Origin of the sequence: Streptococcus hillyeri (assembly GCF_041081565.1) — a bacterium.
GTDB lineage: Bacteria > Bacillota > Bacilli > Lactobacillales > Streptococcaceae > Streptococcus > Streptococcus hillyeri.
In genome coordinates this window covers 654,601-675,056 of the sequence record NZ_CP163513.1, presented here as the reverse complement: position 1 = coordinate 675,056, position 20,456 = coordinate 654,601, and the positions used below count along the sequence as shown (strand labels likewise).

Sequence of the window (20,456 nt, the reverse complement as noted above, 5' to 3'; positions counted from 1 at the left end):
ACCAAGAGATAATCATTACGCTTCTAACGATTGTCTCTTATTCAATCTTCGTAATAACTAAAATTGAACTTTCCTTTCGTCCTTAGAGTAAGTATAAGCTATCCTGTACGTATAAAAACCACGTTAACACGCGGTTTTAAAGTCATTTCTCGAAATCGAATCCATAAAGAGTGGCAAAGTAATCTTCTGGGGTTTCCGCACGGCGAATCAGTCTCGCTGTTCCATCTTCTTGATAGAGAATTTCTGCTGAGCGTAATCTGGCATTGTATTGATACCCCATTGAGAAACCGTGGGCTCCCGTGTCGTGAATCACTAGTGTGTCTCCCACACGAACCTCTGGCAATTCACGTTGTTTGGCAAATTTATCGTTGTTTTCACAGAGAGAACCGACCACATCAACGGTTTCAAGTTTACCATTAGGATTGGTCATATTGGTAATGTGATGGTAAGAGCCATACATTGCAGGGCGCAGCAAATTCACAGCTGAGGCGTCAACACCCACATAGTCTCGGTAGGTTTTCTTACGGTGCACCGCTTTTGTCACCAAAAGACCATGAGGGGCAAGCATAAAACGGCCTAGCTCTGTGAAGATTTTGACCTCACCTAGGTCCTCAGGAACCAAGACCTCTTCGTAAACACGGCGAACGCCGTCACCAATCACAGCAATGTCATTTGGCATTTCTTCTGGACGATAGTTGACACCAATACCACCTGAGAGATTGATAAAATCAAGATTAATGCCAACCTCATGCTTAATCTCAACCGCTAGCTCAAACAACTGCTTCGCCAAAACTGGATAGTAATCGTTGGTTACTGTGTTTGAAGCCAAGAAAGAATGGATGCCAAAGGTTTTAACACCAGCAGCTTTCAAGTCTTTAAATCCTTGAATGAGCTGAGCGTGGGTCATCCCGAACTTAGACTCTTCTGGGTTGTCCATGATATCTGTTCCAAGCGTAAACACACCACCAGGATTGTAACGAAGAGAGACAGTTTCTGGCAGACCGACCGTTTCCTTAACAAAGTCAATCATTTCGTAGGCGTCAAGGTTAATGGTTGCACCAATTTCTTTGGCATAAGCATACTCACTTGCAGGTGTATTATTTGATGAGAACATGATATCGGTAAAGCCCATTTTATGGCTCATCAAGAGCTCAACACCTGTTGCACAATCCACTCCACAATTTTCCTCTTGTAAAATCTTGAGAATAGCTGGTGTTGGAGTCGCCTTGACCGCAAAATATTCCTTAAATCCTTTGTTCCAAGAAAAGGCCTTATTCAAGGCACGCGCCTTTTCACGAATGCCTTTTTCATCATAAAGATGAAAAGGAGTTGGAAAGTTTTCTGTGATTTTATCTAATTCAGTCGCTGAAATAAAGGGAATCTTCATTTTTTTCCTCGAATTTTCAAAATATTATGACTATTGTATCACGAAACATCTCTTATGGCTAGTGGAACCTTAAAAAGAAGTTTATTTTTTACTTGAGCAATCGCTACGCTATGTTGGTTACTATCGTCACTTGATTAGAAATAGAGTGAAAGAAAAGGGTTAACTGATGGCATTATTTTGTATCATTCCATTTAATTGGTATCCTCATTTTAATTCATTCTCCGATGCTTTTTTATATGAGTAACACTAAAAGGTAATAAACACCTTGTTTGTCACAAAGTCTTTATTACCTTTTTTAATGTCTTATCTTTCCAATCAATGAGTTTCTCTAGGAGAACAGAGCATTTATACCACTCTTATCCAGATTATTCACCTTTATGTCTAATGGTAAAGCCATTGTTTGATTTAGATGATTTCTTGTACTCATTATTACGGCGTGATTTACCTTTGAAATCGCTACGTCCGTTGCCATCATGGGTATCACGACGTTCACGGCGTTTCCCACCACGGTAGTCATCACGGTCATCACGACGGCGATCGTGTCCTCCGCGACGGTCATTATCACGACCATTGCGATTACGATTTCCACGACCATTTTTACCAGAATTTTTATTGCCGTGACCACCACCAACATATTTAAATGGTAATGGTTTTTCACGTGCAATCTCAACTTCAGGCATGGTATCTGGGTCTTGTACCGTTAAGCTAAGGATGTAAAGCGCCAATTCCTCTGGTGTAAATTTTTGTGCCAACTTAACCGCATCACCTTTGAATTTTTCAAAGTTTGCACGGATATTCTCGTCAGCGAAGTCACGTTCGATTTTCTTAAGAGCTACTTTTTTCTTAGCTTGGAAAGCCTCTTCTGCTGTCGCTGGTTTCAAACCAGTCATGCGCTTTTTCGTTAAGTTTTCAATGATAGCCAAGTAACCCATCTCATTTGGTGAGACAAAAGTAATTGATTGACCAGATTTACCCGCACGGCCTGTACGTCCGATACGGTGAACATAACTTTCTGGATCTTGTGGGATATCGTAGTTGTAAACGTGTGTAACACCTGAAATGTCCAAACCACGCGCTGCTACGTCTGTTGCTACTAAGATATCAATCTGATCGTTTTTAAAGTCACGAATAACACGCAGACGTTTATTTTGATCAAGGTCACCGTGAATACCTTCTGCACGGAAACCACGTAATTTCAAACCACGTGTCAATTCATCAACACGGCGTTTTGTACGACCAAACACAATTGATAGCTCAGGTTGATCAACGTCCATCAGACGTGTCATGGTATCAAATTTTTCTTGCTCTTTCACACGAACATAATACTGATCCACATTAACATTAGTCAATTCTTTAGCCTTGATTTTAACGTGCTCAGGATTTTTCATGAACTTAATCCCAATTTGTTTGATTGGCTCTGGCATTGTTGCTGAAAATAGCAGGGTTTGACGTTCTTCTGGAACACGGCTAATAATCGCCTCAATATCTTCCAAGAAGCCCATGTTCAACATTTCATCAGCCTCATCAAGAATCAACGTCTCAACATCTTGCAATTTTAAAGCTTTGCGCTTAATCAAGTCAAGTAAACGCCCTGGTGTTCCTACAACGATGTGAGCGCCTGATTTGAGGGCTTTAATTTGCTTCTCAATACTTGAGCCGCCGTAAACAGAACGCACTTTGACACCTTTATCACGTCCAAATCGGAAGAGTTCTTCTTGAGATTGAACAGCCAACTCACGTGTTGGGGCAATAACGAGCGCTTGAATAGTGTTTTCTGCTGTGCGAATTTTATTTAAGGTTGGTAAACCAAAAGCAGCTGTCTTACCAGTTCCCGTTTGGGCTTGACCAATGACATCTTTTCCTTCAAGAGCGAGTGGAATGGTCAACTCTTGGATTGGAGATGGGGTTTCAAAACCAGCAGTAACAACAGCTGATTGAATATCAGCAGATAAGTTTAATTCAGTAAATTTCAATTGTTTCTCTTTTCTAAAAAACGGTGCGAAGCCGTCTTATATCACTTATTTTGTGCAGACCAACTCTGCACGGTTTGTCGTTTTGATTAACAACTTATCTAGTGTAACACAATCACTTCTAAAATGATAGGAAAGTGCCATATTTTTTTCATAAACACGTTTTCACATCAAAAATAATAATCGTTAGACTTTCTTTCACTTGATATAAAGGATTCAATTGGTATCGTTTCTCTGTTTCCCCACTTTTTTCTACAATTTAAAAAGAGCTAAAAATTTGACTTTCTAGCTCTTAATGCAAACTATTTAGCATGTGCTGCAGATTGGTTACCTGCTTGGCGACCGAAGATGATGATATCAGCTACGGCATTACCACCGATACGGTTTTGTCCGTGAATACCACCTGTTACTTCACCAGCGGCATAGAGACCTAGAATAGCTTTTCCTTCTTTATTTAAGACTTCTGTATTAGTATTGATTTTCAAACCACCCATTGTGTGGTGAATACCTGGTGATACTTTGATTGCGTAATATGGTGCTTCTGAAAGCGCATTGTCCATACCAGTCTTGCGTCCAAAAGCTGTATCTGATTTATCAGCGACCGCTTTATTCCAAGTGTCAAGAGTTGTTTTTAGAGTAGCTCCGTCAATGTCAATAGCTTTCGCTAAATCTTCGATTGTTTTTGCTTCCACAACAAGACCTTTTTCAACATATTGGTTGATCGCTTTTACACGTCCACGAAGGGCATTATCAAAGACAACATAAGCGTAGTTCGGATCGAGTCCATTAATCGCTGCAGAAACGTTATCACGTGTTTCTAATTCATTAACAAAGCGCTCACCTTTTGAGTTTACAAGAATAGCACCTTCACCACGAACAGCTTCAGTGATAAGATATGCTGTTTTTTGTTCTACTGATGGGTGAATTTGAATTTGATCCAAATCAACAGTGGCTGCACCTTCAGATTCTGCAAGCGCAATACCATCACCTGTTGACCCTTCTTGGTTTGTTGACACATAGCCTTTTAATTCTGGTTTGAATTTTGTAACCATGTCCATGTTAGCACCGAAACCACCTGTTGCTAAAACAACTGATTTAGCAGATACTGTTTTTTCTTTACCAGCAATTTTAACTTTAACACCAGTTACTGAACCGTCTTTATCTGTCAATTCTGTCACATCAGCATTGACAAATGTTGGGATTTTACGTTCAGTGACATTAGCATATAAACCATCAACAAGGTAACGACCTACAGCTGAACCATCTGTCGGACGGTGCGTACGTGTCACACTCATACCACCAGTTGTTGTGATATTATCAAGGGTAATTCCCATGCTATCAAGCCAGTCAATGGCTGAGGCTGAGTTATCAACAAAGTATCGAAGCAACTCTGGATCATTTGTCCCTTTACCACCTTTAAGTGTTTCTTCATAGAAAAGGTCGTTTTTATCTTCAATACCTTGTGCTTTTTGGAATTTTGTCTCAGAAGCGTTCATACCAGCAGATGATTTTGAAGTGTTACCACCGATAACTGGCATTTTTTCCAAGATAGCAACATCTGCACCAGCATCTTTAGCTGAAATTGCTGCCGCCATACCAGCACCACCTGAACCGATAACCACGACATCATAGCTATCTTTCAATTCTTTTGGATCAGTGTAAGATTTTTCGGAAGCACCAGAAACGACTTCCTCTTTTTTAGCTTCAGTTGTTGTTTCTGTTTCTTTAGCAGTTTTTGAACCGCCACAAGCAACTAAAACCATAGCAAATAGGCTTAGGAAAAAGCCTAGAACAAGTTTCTTTTTCATCAAATATAGACTCCTTTCAAAACTTTGTGATGAAACTTACAAATCTATTATACTCTAAAATATCAGTCTTTAAAACCCTTTTCAGTAACTTTCTGTTAATTTTTTCACATTTATCTCAAACGGAAAGTTCTAAAATGAAGTTAGCCACCTAAGGGTATCAAAAAACATCTCAGAGAGATATAATTGTAATCACCACAACAACAATTAGAAAGATTCTGAGATGCAAAACTATTATACACCAAAAAGTAAACATTTGACACTAACTGAACGTAGAATGATTGAACGTTGGCTTCAAGAAGGGCTCTCAAATCGTGAAATCGCTAGGAGATTAGCTAAAGCTCCTCAAACCATTCACAACGAAGTCAAACGTGGTCAGGTTAGACAACAAGTGCGTAAAGGAAAATTTGAAGTGATCTACTCAGCTGATTTCGCTCAAAAAGCCTATCAAAACAATCGTAAACGTTCTGTTAAACAGCTCTCCCTAACCAAGGGACTCAAAGAAAAGATAACTCACTACATCGAACAGAAATATTCTCCCGAGATGATGGTAAAGTCAAAAGGGATACCTGTTCCCATCTCCACCATTTACTACTGGATTCATCATGGACACTTAGGATTGACCAAGGCTGATATGCTTTATCCTCGACAAGAGAAAGCTAAGAAAAAGCATGCTAGTCCCAATTTTAAGCCAGCTGGAAAGTCTATTGAGGAACGACCAGAAAGCATTAATAAGCGTGAGAATATCGGTGATTTTGAAATTGATACGGTTATTCAAACACGGGCAAAAAACGAGTGTCTGTTGACACTAACCGATAGAAAGAGTCGTTATCAAATCATTCGACTCATTCCCGATAAGTCCGCGTCTTCAGTCAATCAAGCTCTGAAAGCAATCCTCAAGGATTATCAAATGAACTCTATCACAGCTGATAACGGGGCTGAGTTCAGTCGTTTAGCAGAAGTTTTTGACCCTGCTCATATCTACTATGCCCACCCGTATTCTTCTTGGGAGCGTGGGACTAATGAGAATCATAATAGACTCATCCGGCGTTGGTTGCCTAAGGGAAGCAAAAATGCGAATCAACAACAAGTCGCATTTATTGAAAACTGGATTAACAACTATCCAAAGAAACTATTCAATTATAAATCTCCTATAGAGTTTTTACAGACTGCCTAACTTGAACTTGAAATTTGGCATTTATCTCAAACTAGCCTATCAAGTGTTCCTCACTACCTTCTTAGCAAGGGCGAATATCATAATATTTAGACAAACTTTTGTAGTGGAAAATAAGATTTCATAGCTAATACTTAGCAAAAATCAAAAATTACTTTTTTGTTTCTTTCTTAAAAGTGCGGACGCTCCAAAGGTCTGGGAGACCTTTGGAGGTGGGAAATAAGACGAACAGAGTTCGTCACAGTCGATAAGGTTTGGGGAAACTTTTGAGGTAGGAAATAAAGCTGAAGAATTCAGCGTCAAAACCTCCTACGGAGTTTCATTGCTAGATTTGAGCCTATCTCTATCGCGGTAGATGATTGGCTGTACTTGTTGATGACTCGACAGCGTCCAACCTAATCATCCTTTCGGGGGAACTACTACGAAATTGATTTTCAATTTCTGTAGTTCTCCCAAAAATCCGTTCTTATCAAACAAATTCCCCTCGCTTTTTGATTTCTAAGCTCAGGCTAAAACTGTCCACTGGACAGTTTCACTAATAAGAATACCTCCATGGCGAAAGAAGCTCTGGTAAATCAAGCCATTTATTGGTTCTTAATTTGACTTAAACTGCTATTTTTAATTTTGGATGAAGTATAAAATTTCGTTCTATTTGGCTATCGTAAAACCCTCACTAGGAACTAGCAAGGGCTTTATTTAATAGTATTTATAATGACATCTCGTCAAGAGAAGACATTATTACTTTTTAGCAAATTCTGCTGCTTTTGTACCTGCCTGGCGACCAAAGATAACGATATCTGCCACGGCATTACCACCCATACGGTTATTACCATGCACACCACCTGTTACTTCACCTGCGGCATAAAGACCTGGAATAGCTTTGCCATCTTCTTTCAATACTTCAGTGTTTGTATTGATTTTCAAACCACCCATTGTGTGGTGAATACCTGGTGAGACTTTGATTGCATAGTATGGCGCTTTAGACATATCACGGTCCATACCTGTTTTACGACCAAATTCTGGGTCGTTTTTGTCTGCAACGTATTTGTTCCAGTTTTCAACTGTTGTTTTCAAGTTAGCGGCATCAACACCGATAGCTTTAGCTAATTCTTCAACAGTTTCAGCTTTGACAGTCATCCCTTTTTCTTCGTAAGTGTCAATTGATTTTGAATGTTCACGAAGTCCTTGGTCAAAGACAACATAAGCATATTGTTCTGGAAGTTTGTTGATTGCAGCAGAAACGTTATCACGTGTTTCCATTTCAGTGTAGAAACGTTTCCCTTGAGCGTTGACAAGAATAGCACCTTCACCACGAATAGCCTCGGAAACGAGGAATGGTTCTTTTCCTTCTTCTTGGTAAACGGTTGGGTGAATTTGAATTTGCTCTAATTGAACAGTTGCTGCGCCCAATTTTTTAGCAAGTTCAATACCATCACCAGTTGCTCCTTCGTGGTTAGTTGTCACATAGCCCTTCAATTCAGACTTCAAGCCTGTAATCATGTCCATGTTAGCACCAAAACCACCAGCGGCGTCTACAACTGCTTTAGCTGAGATTGTTTTGTCTTTACCTTCAACAGTGACCTTGATACCTGCCGCAGCACCATCTTTTTCAATGATTTCTGTAACATCTGCATTTACAAAGATTGGAATCTTATTTTCCACCAAGTTATTGTAAAGACCATTAACAAGGTAGCCACCTACTGCTGATCCATCTGCTGGACGGTGAATACGTGCTTTTGAGAAACCTCCTGAGAAACTGATATCGCTTAGTGTAATCCCAATGCTATCCAACCAGTCAATAGCTTCTGCTGAGTTATCAACCATGTAACGAAGCAATTCTGGATCGTTGGTACCTTTACCACCTTTCAAACTTTCTTCATAGAAAAGATCATTTGTATCATCGATATTTTGTTCTTTTTGGAACTTGGTTTCAGAAGCGTTCATTCCTCCAGAAGATTTAGAGGTATTTCCCCCGATAACAGGCATTTTTTCAAAAATAGCAACGCTTGCGCCACCTTGTTTGGCAGCGATGGCCGCAGACATTCCAGCACCACCTGAACCGATAACCACAACATCATAGCTGTCTTTTAATTCTTTAGGATTAGTGTATTCTTTAGCAGATGCACCTGAAACCACTTCTTCTTTTTTAGCTTCTGTTGTTGTCTCCGCAGCCTTTTCAGACTTACCTCCACAAGCTACTAAAAACAAGGCAGCTAACAGGCTCATGATAAAGCCTAGCCAATATTTCTTTTTCATCTAAATCTCCTTTCTTATTTTTATAGATGAATACACTTACATTGTATTATTTTTCACAACTTTTAACAAGATTATTTTAGACATTTTTCACAAACTTTTCTAAAAAAAACAAAAAAAGAACAACTTAGAGTTGCTCTAATAATAGATTTTACTTATCTCAGTACAGCTTCTGCTAAGGCTTGTTGAATTTCCACAACATTACGGTCACTCTTAAATTGTAAAACCTCTGCAGGTTCAACAGCAGATGAAATCCAAATTTTTAGCTCCGCATCCAAATCAAAATGCCCTGATGTTTCAACTGTAAAACGTGAAATCGAACGGTAGGGAATAGACTTATAAGACGTTTTCTTCCCTGTCACGCCCTGCTTGTCTACCAAAATCAAGCGTTTCTCAGTAAAAACAATCAAGTCGCGAACCAAGGAGTAAGCCAAAGTAACCTGCTCCCCTGGAATCAAAATATCCTCCAGCTGTCGTTCAACCTTATCGTTATCTTTTTGCGAAGCATTGCCAATCATTCCAGAAAAAATTCCCATTTTAACACACTCTCTTTCCACTTCTATATTTTAAAAGCGTTTTCTATATTATATCATAATTTAACAGAAAAAATAAAAGCATCCTCTCAAATGATCAGATACTTTTGAAATTGTAGGCACTAAATCAGTCAACAGCCTTTTTTAAATGAAGACCTACACTTAATAGAGCTACACCTAAATACACAAAGCGTAGCCACCCCTGACCTTGGCTAAGACCTGGCGAAAATAGGGAAAAACTCATCACTACAGTAAAAATGGCTAAAATCATTTTAGCACTCGTTACTAAATTCTCTCTCTTTAGTGTCAATGCGTTACTGTTCATCGTGATCGTCACATCTGAAATCCTGTTCCAAGGGAGGTAGCGTAGGGCTAGTAGTCCTGGCACTAGGGGAATCAGCGACAACAAGAAATGGTTTGATAGTGGTTCAGAAATCGGAAACATTGGATACCTCCTCAACTTTTGACTCAAGTATATCATATTTGGAAAAAAATGCAAACGATTACATTTTTAGCTAAGAAAAAAGCTGACTCACATCAGCTTTTTACATCATTACATCTTCTCTTCTAGTTCCACATCTGGGTACTTGTCCGCAAACCAACGGAGGGCAAAATCGTTTTCAAAGAGGAATACAGGCTGATCAAAGCGGTCTTTTGCCAAAATGTTACGACTTGAACTCATGCGCTCATCAAGGTCCTCTGGCTTAATCCAACGTACCGTCTTTTTACCCATTGGGGTCATCACGACTTCGGCATTGTACTCACCTTCCATGCGGTGTTTAAAAACTTCAAATTGGAGTTGACCAACCGCGCCAAGCATGTACTCACCTGTTTGGTAGTTTTTATAAAGCTGGATAGCTCCTTCTTGCACCAATTGCTCAATTCCCTTGTGGAAGGATTTTTGTTTCATGACGTTCTTGGCTGCAACTTTCATGAAAATTTCTGGTGTAAAGGTTGGTAGGGGTTCAAATTCAAATTTATTTTTCCCAACGGTCAAGGTATCACCAACTTGATAGGTTCCCGTATCATAGACACCAATAATGTCTCCAGCGACAGCATTTTCAACATTTTCACGTGATTCTGCCATAAACTGAGTAACGTTTGAGAGCTTCGCCCCTTTTCCTGTACGAGGTAGGTTAACGGCCATACCACGCTCAAATTCACCAGATACCACGCGCACAAAGGCAATACGGTCACGGTGACGAGGGTCCATATTGGCTTGGATTTTGAAGACAAAGCCTGAGAAGTCTTTGTTGAGCGGGTCAATCACTTCTCCCTCTGTAGTTTTATGACCGTGAGGTTCTGGTGCAAATTCTAAGAAAGTATCAAGGAAGGTTTGTACTCCAAAATTCGTAAGGGCTGAACCAAAGAAAACTGGTGTCAAATCACCATCAAGAATAGCCTGCTCAGAAAATTTATTTCCAGCTTCAGCGAGCAATTCAATATCTTCTTTCACTTGCTCATAGAAAGGGTTGTTCGCAAAGAGTTGATCACCGTCTGACAAGTCTGCAAAACGCTCATCACCTTTGTAGAGTTCTAGACGCTGATTATGCAAATCATAAAGGCCTTCAAAAGATTTCCCCATACCGATCGGCCAGTTCATCGGATAAGAAGCAATACCAAGCACTTCTTCTAATTCTTCAAGCAAATCAAGTGGCTCACGACCATCACGGTCTAATTTGTTAATGAAGGTGAAAACTGGAATGTTACGGTGTTTCACAACCTCAAAGAGTTTTTTGGTCTGTGCCTCAATACCTTTAGCTGAGTCAACAACCATAACAGCAGCATCCACCGCCATCAAGGTACGGTAAGTATCCTCTGAGAAGTCCTCGTGCCCTGGGGTGTCCAAGATATTCACACGTTTACCAGCATAGTCAAACTGCATCACAGATGAAGTAACAGAGATACCACGTTGTTTCTCAATATCCATCCAGTCAGATTTTGCAAAGTTTCCTGTTTTCTTTCCCTTAACGGTACCAGCCTCACGAATCTCTCCACCAAAGTAGAGCAATTGCTCGGTAATGGTTGTTTTACCCGCGTCTGGGTGGGAAATGATGGCAAAGGTACGGCGTTTCTTAATTTCGTCTTGTAAAGTCATTTTTCTCTCACTTCTATTTCATTATGACATAGCAAAGCTACACTATTATTTGTTCAGATAGTTTTTCTACATTCTACATTGGTTTTCTTTCTTTTAGGCGCACAAAAAGGCGTCATTAACATGATAACTCCTAATATTATAGCTAAAAAGTGGGCTTATTTCAATCCGAAAGAAAATTTTCTCTGTTACAAAAACTTCTCATTAGCTGATACTGCATACCTCCCTTGTAACCTATAACTTGATTTCCTTTCTCATTTGGCGTAAACTAAAACCATGAAAATTAAAAAGCACTTAAACCCTGTTGCTGGGGAAAATACATATTTGGTATCAAATGATGAGGCCCTCCTTGTCATTGATCCAGGAAGCGATACTCAAGGACTTCTTCAAGAGATTGACCACATCAATAAACCTATTGCTGCTATTCTATTGACCCACACACACTATGACCATATCATCAGCGTTGATGCCATAAGGGATAAGTTTAACCATCCTCCTGTCTATGTGCATCCACTCGAAGCGGATTGGTTAGGAAATCCTGCACTCAATGGTTCTGCTAGACATCCTGATTTGGGAGATGTTATCATATCTCCTGCTGATGTTCTTTTTGAAAATGGCAGAGCTTATAACCTTTCAGGATTTAAGTTCCGAGTCTTACCAACACCTGGGCATTCTCATGGCAGTGTATCCCTTGTCTTTGATGAGGAAAATCTCGTTTTTTCAGGGGATGCTCTCTTTAAAGAAACGATTGGAAGAACTGACTTACCAACAGGTGACTTTGATACCTTGATTAACAGTATCAAGACTCAATTACTGACCCTCCCAAGTCGATACGATGTTCATCCAGGTCATGGTTTTAATACAACCATCGGTCACGAAAAGACCTTTAACCCATTTTTGAGATGATGAAAAAAATTGCTAACTTTTTGTTAATAAGTTTAGTGAGTTTTCTCACTATTTCGAGTCTAGTATTTCTTTATATTAGCCAAAACACCTACCAACCAACTGAACAAGCGCTAGCTTTTTCAAAGAAAGCTCAAAAAGAAACAGCCGACTTTCTCTTTTTTGAAAGTCCTGATAAAACTAAGGCTACCATCATCTTCTATCAAGGGGCCTTTGTAGAAGCTTCTAGCTACGCTGAAATGGCTGTCCTTCTCACACAGAAGGGCTACGACGTCTATCTTTTAGACAGTTTTTTGAACTTGCCAATTCTCTCTCATCAAAAAGCACTCACGCTACTCCCAAATATCAAACAAGGTCCCATTTATCTTGCGGGACATTCAATGGGAGGTGTCGTAGCTAGTCTTGATGCTAAGAAAAGTAAACAAATTGAGGGACTCATCCTCCTAGCAAGCTATCCAAGTGAAAATACTGATCTATCTCGTCTGGACCTATCCGTTCTATCCATCACATCCGAGCATGATAAGGTTTTAAACTCAAAAAACTACCGAGAAGCACAAGAGTTACTTCCCCCTGATACTACCTATCTGACTATTTCTGGCGGTAACCATGCTGGATTTGGAGATTATGGTAAACAAAAAGGAGACGGTTACGCTACCATTTCCTCCTCTAAACAAATTTCTAAAGTCGGTGATGCCATCGATGCTTTCATCCAAAATAACTAAAAGCCTTCCAATCGGAAAGGCTTTTTTTCTTTATTCTCATTACACTTTAAGATAACGGCGAATTGAAAGAACTGATCCTAACGATCCCACTAGAATTCCCACTACAAACAAGGCTGCGATAGCATAGTAACTGTATGGATTAGGGGCGTACATTGATAAATGTTCAATGGATAAGTTTTTCTGAAACGCATTATAAGCATATTGATAACCCAAATAAAGGATAACAGATGGTATAATTGCCCCTAAAAATCCAACCCAGGCACCTTCCATAAAAAATGGTCCACGGATGTATGAATTTTTGGCACCTACCAAGCGCATAATTTGAATCTCATGACGACGTGAAATAATGGTGATACGAATGGTATTGGAAATCATAAAGAGGGCTACGAAAGCAAGTAAGGCAATAGCGCCAAATCCCCAAACTCGAATGAAGGCTGCCATTTTAAAGATTTTTTCCGTATCAGCCTTACCATAGTCTGCACGGTCAACACCTTTGATTTCACTAATTTTCTCAGTTACTGAAGCAACTTCTTTTGGAGATGTGGTTTGGACAACATAAACATCAAATAATGGGTTAGCATCACCATCAAGCATTTTCCAAGCATTTCCCATACGTTCCTGCAGTTTCTTGAGCTCCTGCTCTTTGCTTGAGAACGTAACGGTACCAACACCATCAATAGCCTCAATAGCTTTTTGAACAGCTTGATAATTTTCATTTGGAACCATCTCGCCAACATCATTTTTCACTTCTTGTTCTTGATCATAAGTATCAACTTGAAGGAAGACGTTAATTTGGATATTTTCTTCAATACCACGCGCCAGCTTTTCCGTATTAAAAAGCACGGCAGCAAAAATCCCAACTAGAGTCAAGGTTACTGTTACCGAAAAGACAGAAGCAACCGTCATAAGGCCATTACGTTTCAGGTTTTTAATTGCCTCCCACATATGGCGGAAAAATCGTCTAATCATCGTATCCGTAGTCTCCTTTCTCTTCGTCACGAACCACGCGTCCACCTTCGATAGCGATAACACGGTGGCGAAGGGTATTAACGATTTGGCTATTGTGAGTGGCCATCAAAACAGTCGTCCCTTGCAAATTGATACGCTCTAAAAGGTTCATGATTTCCCATGAATTTTCTGGGTCAAGATTCCCAGTTGGCTCATCGGCAATAAGAAGTTTTGGATTATTAACCAAGGCCCTAGCAATGGCAACACGCTGCTGCTCACCACCAGAAAGCTGAGTTGGGAATGAACGCATTTTGTGTTTCAACCCCACCAAGTCAAGGACTTCAGGCACACGTTTTTTGATATTACGAGGCTTTTCTCCGATAACTTCCATCGCATAAGCAACATTTTCAAAGACTGTTTTACGAGGAAGTAATTTGTAGTCTTGGAACACAACACCAATAGAACGTCGCAAAAGAGGCACATCTTTCTGACGAAGTTTGGTTAAATTAAATTCTCCAACCTTGATACTTCCAGATGTCGCTTTTTCTTCACGATAAAGCAGTTTAATAAAAGATGATTTACCGGCTCCTGACGGACCGACGATGTAAACAAACTCACCTTGGTCTACATTGACTGTAACCTCACGAAGAGCAGTCGTTGAACGATGATACTTTTTGGTAACATCGCGTAATTCAATCAATGGCATTTCATTTATTCAAGAGTTTTGACAACTCTTTCCTTTCACTCATTTTAATTTTTAAAACTCACTTGAGAATGGGATGGAGGTGGCAACTATTTTACCATAATCTTTATAAAAGACAATGACAATAGACACTCACTAAATAATCATATGTTGAGGAAACGAATCTCATTTCATTATGAGAAATATCCCATATCTTCAAGTCATTTTTGTTATAACTTTTAGTCAATCAACCATTTAAGGTAGGCGTCCATAAAACCTTCGATGTCTCCATCCATGACCTTATCAACTTGAGCGACTTCATAGCCTGTGCGGTGGTCTTTGACCATGGTGTATGGGGTGAAAACGTAGGAACGAATCTGACTTCCCCAGGTGATTTCACGTTTATCACCTTTAAGGGCGTTGACTTCTTCTGCCTTTTTCTCTTGCTCCATTTGGTAGAGCTTAGCTTGAAGCATTTTCATGGCACGATCACGGTTACCATATTGGGTACGGTCAACGGTTGACGCTACAACAATTCCTGTCGGAATATGAGTCAAACGCACACCGGTCGAAACTTTATTGACGTTCTGACCGCCGGCACCACCTGAACGGAAGGTATCCATTTTAATATCATCATCACGGATTTCCACTTCAATCGTATCGTCCAACTCTGGCATGACCTCAACAGAGGTAAATGAGGTGTGGCGACGTTTTGCTGAATCAAATGGTGAAATACGTACCAAACGGTGCACACCCATTTCTGATTTCAAAAGACCATACGCATTTGGCCCCTCAAATGAAAGGGTAACTGACTTGATACCAGCTTCATCTCCCGCTTGATAATCCAGCGTTTCAACTTTGAAGCCCTTGGCATTTCCATAACGGGTATACATCCGCAGAAGCATATCTGCCCAGTCTTGCGCCTCAGTTCCTCCAGAACCTGGGTGAATTTCTAAAATCGCATTATTATGATCGTATGGTCCAGACAAAAGTAAGGTCATTTCATAGCTGGTCATGATGCCGTCTAACTTTTCAAGGGTTTCAACCAAATCATCATGAACACTCTCGTCTTCTTCCAACATCTCAAGATAGAGTTCTGTCTCATCAGAAAGTTCTTCCATATTATGGAAAGTCTCATAAGTGTTTTTAAGCTCGTTTAACTCTTGCGATGTCTTTTGAGCCGCAATATTGTCATTCCAAAAGTCAGGCTCCGTCATACGATTTTCAAGTAAGGCAATCTCTTCTTCTAACCTATCCAGGTCAAAGAGACCTCCTGAAGCTAGTCAACTTCTCTTTATTTTCTACTATTTTTTGGCGAATTTCAGCCACTTCCATGGGTGTTCTCCATTTCTTTCCTTAAATCTTATCTATTTTACCACAAAATTAAGCGCTCTGCCATTTTTCCAAAACCAAAGCTAATTCTTGCTGGCTCTCTTCCTCTTTCGGAGAAAGACTGCTCATAAAGTCAAGTATCGCCTCATCAGGCTTTTTGACAATCTCACCGATAGCCCAGATGGCTGTCGCGGTATGAATGGGATTGTTATTCTTATCGATGATTTCTAGTAACTTGACCACGGCACTTCTATCGTGGGCATTGGCTAGCGCGATAATGGCATTGCGTTGCAAGATATTTTTCCCACGCCAAGAGCCCGCAATCATGCCAAATTTCTCTTTAAAGGATTTATTCGACAGTTCAAGGAATGGCACCAGTTCTGGGTGGGCCAAGTCTGGGTCAATTTCAGAAGCCAGAGGATTGTCAATCCCCTTGTTATAGGGACAACAAATCTGGCAAATGTCACAGCCGTAGATGACTGTTTTAATTTTCTTGCGAAATTCCATATCCATCATGCCCTTGTCTTGGGTCTGAAAAGACAGGCAACGTCTGGCATTCATGGTGCCATCACCAATCAAACATGAAGTAGGACAGGCTTCCAAGCAACGGGTACAGTCTCCACAGTCGTAATCGACTGGACTGTCTGGCTCAATCTCAAGGTTGGTAATCAACTCTCCCAGATACATGTAAGAGCCATATTCTTTGGAGATGACCAAACCATTTTTGCCAATAAAGCCGATTCCTGCCCGTCTGGCTACTGCTGTATCCACAAGCGCACCTGTATCCACCATCCCCTTGTACTCAAAGTTTTCGGTGAGTTTTTCAATGCCTTCTGCCAAACGTTTCAGCTTGTCTTGTAGCACATAGTGGTAATCCAGTCCCCAAGAGTTTGGGGTAATCTTGCCACGTTTGTAGTCTGTTTTCGGGGGCTGAACTGGCAATTTATTGGGATAGGCAACAGCGATGGAGATAATGGTCTTAGCTGTCGCTAAGGATAATTTGGGATCAATACGCTCGTCGATATTTTTATGTTCAAAACCTGTGGTCCGTCCTTCTTCGACACCGAGGCGCAGCGATTTTTCCAAGTAGGCAAAATCATCTGCCGTTGTAAACCCAATCTTTGAAATCCCAATCTCAGCAGCTAACTGCTTAATTTCTGCCTTAATATTCATACTGCTATTCTACGCAAAGTTTGTAATGAACACAAGTCAGATATGTTGCTATACCATGACAAATCTTTCTGAAAGCGTTATAATAATGGTAAAGGAGGTAAGGAATATGACCATTCAACTGGAACGGAAAACTGGTTGGTTTGATACTTTGTTGACCTATAGAATTTATCTCGATTCAGAGCTGGTCGGTACGATTGCTTCTAACGAAATCCATAGCTTGCAATTGCCCCAATCTCACTGCCAACTCAAAATCAAAAAGGACTTTCAAAAAGCAGCAAGTCTTGAAGTTGTTAACGGAGACAATCTGGTGATTAAACCTAATAGACTGGGTCTTATTCTACGTCTTCTCTATTACTTAGGAATTCTTGGCATCCCATTAATAAGTTTTCTCAGATATTCAGTTCCTATAATCGAACAATATCAGTATTTCCTAATATCTCTCGTCATTTTAGACATGCTCATTCTGATGATTGTCTACATCACTCATCCTACTATCACCATTATCAAAAAGGAGAATCTATGACTTCCATCCATCAAGAAATCCGTGACAATTTCGACCGCCGTATGGCAGTCCGTGTTTACAATGATCAGAAAGTATCTCGTGAAGATATGGAACTGATTTTAGACACCGCTTGGCTCAGCCCATCCTCTGTTGGTTTAGAAGGCTGGCGCTTTATCGTCTTAGAAAACAATGGCAACGGAAAGCTCGAAAGTATCAAGCCACCACTCAAGGAAGTTGCTTGGGGAGCCCAGCCTCAGCTAGATACTGCTAGTCACTTCGTTTTTCTCTTGGCTGAGAAAAATGCCCGCTATGACAGCTCTGCTATTTACCAAAGCCTCGTCCGCCGTGGCCTTGACGAAGAAGGTGTGAAAAGCCGTCTGCCACTCTATCAAGCCTTTCAAGAGCGTGACATGAAGATTGCTGATGATGCGCGTGCCCTTTGGGATTGGACCGCTAAGCAGACTTATATCGCTATGGGAAATATGATGACCACTGCCATTCGTCTTGGCATTGATTCTTGTCCAATTGAAGGATTTGATTACGATAAGGTCAATACCATCTTAGACAATGCAGGTCTTATCAATCCAGAAACCGAAGGCATCGCCAGCATGGTCTCTTTCGGTTACCGCCTCAAAGAACCAAAACACCCACGCACTCGCAAACCACGTGAAGAAGTTATCACTTGGGTGGAGTAAAGCAGTCATTACATGATGATTTAGTTTTTTAATTAGCACCTCCCCTGATTAAATTATACTCATTCAAAATCAAAATTAGCATATTGAACAAACTCAAGGACCAATAAAGGCATCAATTTCCCAGCGCTTCTTTCGCCATGGTGGTATTATTCTTATTAGTGAAACTGTCTAGTGGACAGTTTTTGCCCAAGCTCAGAAATAAAAGAGCGAGGGGAATTGGCTTGATAAGAACGGATTTTTGGGAGATCTACAGAAATTGAAAGTCAATTTCGTAGTAGTTCCATTAGGTTGGACGCTGTCGAGTAGTCGACAAGTACAGTCAATCATCTACTGCGATAGAGATAGGCTCAAATCTAGCAATGAAACTCAGTAGGAGGTTGGGACACTGACTTCGTCAGCTTTATTTCCTACCTCAAAAGGTTCCCCAAACCTTTTGAGCATCAGCACCTTTTAGAAAGAAGCAAAAAAGTAATTTTTGATTTTTGTTAAGTATAATATCCGTTTTAAAACTAATTGCCTATATACAAAACAAATAGCATGGTCATTCAACAACACGTTGAAAAGATCATGTTATTTTAATATTTTTATAAAATAGATTGAGCCATAATAAGATTGAAAATTATCAAAAATACGATTACGGTAGGAACATTTCAATTATTGTCCACAGAGTTCTTTTTCCATTATGACAACAGTATATGGGGCTTCATCTACTTCAATACCTGTTGGTAGAAAACCCTGCTTTTCCCAAAAATGTTTTGCTTGAGGATTGGTTTTTACATAAGCTAGTCTCACTTTTCTAAAACTTCTGGAAAAATAGACAAAGGTTTCTTGAATGATTCGACTCCCTATTCCCATACCTTGACAAGATGAATTGACCATAAAAAAGCCAATAAATACAGTCTCCTCGTTTGGATAATCATAGACAAAATCCATGACTGCTACTAACTTCTCCTTCTCCCAAAAGCCAAGGTAATACTTATCACTTTGAGATTTCCCCTCTGGCAAACGACGGATATCCTCTTGTATACTCGCTAAACTCGGTTCAGGTGGACAATGTCTAAAGAAAAATGGATTTCCCTGATAAAGTTCTAAAACTTGTATTAAATCCTCTTCAACAATCGGACGAACTTTGAAATATGATGATAACATTTCCATTAACTCACCTACTATAAATAACTTATTCTTCCTTTGGCAACTCGCCAATTACCTCATAGGTCGTTAATCCTGATTTTTCCTCAGTCACTTCTTCTTTGTCGTTTTGGAACATAGCAGAGCGATCGTCCTCATAGGCTTTGATAATTTCAGCAACAACAGGATGACGGACAACATCTTTAGCTGAAAAATGGACAAAGTCAATAGCTTTGATGCTCTGCAATTTTTCCGTCGCATCAATCAAACCTGATTTGACCTTGCGAGGTAGGTCAATCTGACTGATATCACCGTTGATAATCATCTTAGAATTAAAGCCAAGACGGGTCAAAAACATCTTCATCTGCATGATGGTTGTATTTTGCGCTTCATCCAAGATAACAAAGGCATCGTCCAAAGTACGACCACGCATATAGGCAAGAGGGGCAATCTCAATGGTTTCACGCTCCATGAGACGGGTTGTCTGCTCCTTACCAAGAATCTGATACAATGCATCATAAACAGGACGAAGATAAGGATCAACCTTCTCTTTCAAATCACCCGGAAGGAAACCGAGACTTTCACCCGCTTCAACAGCTGGACGTGTCAAGACAATGCGTTTGACCTGCCCGCGTTTGAGGGCTGTCACTGCCAAAGTGACTGCTAAAAAGGTTTTACCAGTCCCCGCCGGACCAATCCCAAAGACCACATCATGAGATTTTACACTATCAACATACAGCTTCTGCCCCAACGTTTTCACACGAATAGGCTTGCCATAGTTATCCTTGATGATTTCTTCCTCATAGAGGGCAACAAATTTTGAAATATCCCCAGCCTGAGCCATTGACAGGGCAGTCACAACATCCGAGGTATTGACCATCATCCCACGACCAACTAAAACAAGCAGAGCTTCTATGGCAAGGCGAGCTGTTTCAACAGCTTCTTCATCATCTCCAAGAATCTGCACGCGCTCGGTCCGTGCATGAATAATAACACCGAGATTTTCCTCAATTAAGCGCAAATGACGTTCGTTGCTTCCAAACAAAGCCAGCACATCATCTGGATGAGATAAGGTTAGTTCAATTGAATACTCTTGCAAATTGTTCTCCTTAATACCTTCGCCAAAAAGTTGACGATTGACTAACTCTAGTATA

General features: G+C 40.3%; 18 protein-coding genes. 5 read left to right on the top strand and 13 right to left on the bottom strand.

The window, feature by feature from the left end; all coding sequences use genetic code 11:
* Positions 1-142: 142 nt before the first annotated feature.
* The 3 genes from AB6M99_RS03320 to AB6M99_RS03310 form a co-directional block, all read right to left on the bottom strand.
* Complete coding sequence (locus tag AB6M99_RS03320) at positions 143-1,387, bottom strand: diaminopimelate decarboxylase (protein WP_369351095.1); 1,245 nt, start codon at positions 1,385-1,387, stop codon at positions 143-145.
* A gap of 365 nt (positions 1,388-1,752) precedes the next feature.
* Positions 1,753-3,360, bottom strand: a complete 1,608-nt coding sequence (locus AB6M99_RS03315) for a DEAD/DEAH box helicase (protein WP_121836201.1) — start codon at positions 3,358-3,360, stop codon at positions 1,753-1,755.
* Positions 3,361-3,659: 299 nt separating this feature from the next.
* Positions 3,660-5,165, bottom strand: a complete 1,506-nt coding sequence (locus tag AB6M99_RS03310; protein ID WP_369351094.1) for a flavocytochrome c — start codon at positions 5,163-5,165, stop codon at positions 3,660-3,662.
* A 220-nt stretch (positions 5,166-5,385) separates the two neighbouring features.
* Here AB6M99_RS03310 and AB6M99_RS03305 point away from each other — a divergent pair, with 220 nt between their 5' ends.
* The gene (locus AB6M99_RS03305; protein ID WP_369351093.1) at positions 5,386-6,339 is read left to right on the top strand and encodes an IS30 family transposase; all 954 of its coding nucleotides are present in this window, start codon (positions 5,386-5,388) and stop codon (positions 6,337-6,339) included.
* Between the two features lie 735 nt (positions 6,340-7,074).
* Here AB6M99_RS03305 and AB6M99_RS03300 read toward each other — a convergent pair.
* The 4 genes from AB6M99_RS03300 to AB6M99_RS03285 all read right to left on the bottom strand — a co-directional run bounded on the left by AB6M99_RS03300 (position 7,075) and on the right by AB6M99_RS03285 (position 11,220).
* Positions 7,075-8,592: a flavocytochrome c gene (locus AB6M99_RS03300; protein ID WP_369351092.1), complete on the bottom strand. Its 1,518-nt coding sequence runs from the start codon at positions 8,590-8,592 to the stop codon at positions 7,075-7,077.
* Between the two features lie 152 nt (positions 8,593-8,744).
* Positions 8,745-9,125 (bottom strand): PH domain-containing protein, encoded by a 381-nt coding sequence (locus tag AB6M99_RS03295; RefSeq protein WP_121835955.1) that lies wholly within the window; start codon positions 9,123-9,125, stop codon positions 8,745-8,747.
* A gap of 124 nt (positions 9,126-9,249) precedes the next feature.
* Positions 9,250-9,567, bottom strand: a complete 318-nt coding sequence (locus AB6M99_RS03290) for a hypothetical protein (protein ID WP_121835956.1) — start codon at positions 9,565-9,567, stop codon at positions 9,250-9,252.
* Positions 9,568-9,675: 108 nt separating this feature from the next.
* Positions 9,676-11,220, bottom strand: a complete 1,545-nt coding sequence (locus tag AB6M99_RS03285; RefSeq protein ID WP_121835957.1) for a peptide chain release factor 3 — start codon at positions 11,218-11,220, stop codon at positions 9,676-9,678.
* Between the two features lie 273 nt (positions 11,221-11,493).
* On the opposite strand from AB6M99_RS03285, the gene AB6M99_RS03280 reads away from it, so the two are divergent.
* Both AB6M99_RS03280 and AB6M99_RS03275 read left to right on the top strand, forming a co-directional pair.
* On the top strand, positions 11,494-12,123 hold the full coding sequence (locus tag AB6M99_RS03280; protein WP_121835958.1) for an MBL fold metallo-hydrolase: 630 nt from the start codon (positions 11,494-11,496) through the stop codon (positions 12,121-12,123).
* Positions 12,123-12,842: an alpha/beta hydrolase gene (locus AB6M99_RS03275; protein WP_121835959.1), complete on the top strand. Its 720-nt coding sequence runs from the start codon at positions 12,123-12,125 to the stop codon at positions 12,840-12,842. The genes AB6M99_RS03280 and AB6M99_RS03275 overlap by 1 nt, the downstream gene beginning before the upstream one ends.
* Before the next feature lie 39 nt (positions 12,843-12,881).
* Here the strand turns inward: AB6M99_RS03275 and ftsX are convergent, their stop codons facing one another.
* The 4 genes from ftsX to queG form a co-directional block, all read right to left on the bottom strand.
* Entirely contained in the window at positions 12,882-13,811 is a 930-nt protein-coding gene (ftsX, locus tag AB6M99_RS03270; protein WP_121835960.1) for a permease-like cell division protein FtsX, read from the bottom strand.
* On the bottom strand, positions 13,804-14,496 hold the full coding sequence (gene ftsE, locus AB6M99_RS03265; RefSeq protein WP_121835961.1) for a cell division ATP-binding protein FtsE: 693 nt from the start codon (positions 14,494-14,496) through the stop codon (positions 13,804-13,806). Before ftsE ends, ftsX begins: the two co-directional genes overlap by 8 nt.
* Positions 14,497-14,711: 215 nt before the next feature.
* Positions 14,712-15,807 (bottom strand): peptide chain release factor 2 gene (gene prfB, locus AB6M99_RS03260; RefSeq protein ID WP_121835962.1). Its coding sequence is split into 2 segments (ribosomal slippage): positions 14,712-15,734 and positions 15,736-15,807, totalling 1,095 coding nucleotides; the frame shifts between segments, so codons are not numbered across the junction.
* A 48-nt stretch (positions 15,808-15,855) separates the two neighbouring features.
* On the bottom strand, positions 15,856-16,977 hold the full coding sequence (gene queG / locus AB6M99_RS03255) for a tRNA epoxyqueuosine(34) reductase QueG (protein ID WP_121835963.1): 1,122 nt from the start codon (positions 16,975-16,977) through the stop codon (positions 15,856-15,858).
* A 106-nt stretch (positions 16,978-17,083) separates the two neighbouring features.
* On the opposite strand from queG, the gene AB6M99_RS03250 reads away from it, so the two are divergent.
* Positions 17,084-17,500, top strand: a complete 417-nt coding sequence (locus AB6M99_RS03250) for a hypothetical protein (RefSeq protein WP_121835964.1) — start codon at positions 17,084-17,086, stop codon at positions 17,498-17,500.
* Positions 17,497-18,174 (top strand): NAD(P)H-dependent oxidoreductase, encoded by a 678-nt coding sequence (locus AB6M99_RS03245; protein ID WP_121835965.1) that lies wholly within the window; start codon positions 17,497-17,499, stop codon positions 18,172-18,174. Before AB6M99_RS03250 ends, AB6M99_RS03245 begins: the two co-directional genes overlap by 4 nt.
* A gap of 654 nt (positions 18,175-18,828) precedes the next feature.
* Here the strand turns inward: AB6M99_RS03245 and AB6M99_RS03240 are convergent.
* Together AB6M99_RS03240 and AB6M99_RS03235 are read right to left on the bottom strand one after the other, a co-directional pair.
* Positions 18,829-19,329 carry an N-acetyltransferase gene (locus tag AB6M99_RS03240; RefSeq protein WP_121835966.1) on the bottom strand — a complete coding sequence of 167 codons (501 nt, stop codon included), beginning with the start codon at positions 19,327-19,329 and terminating at the stop codon, positions 18,829-18,831.
* Between the two features lie 22 nt (positions 19,330-19,351).
* Entirely contained in the window at positions 19,352-20,401 is a 1,050-nt protein-coding gene (locus AB6M99_RS03235; protein WP_183121675.1) for a PhoH family protein, read from the bottom strand.
* Positions 20,402-20,456: the final 55 nt, after the last annotated feature.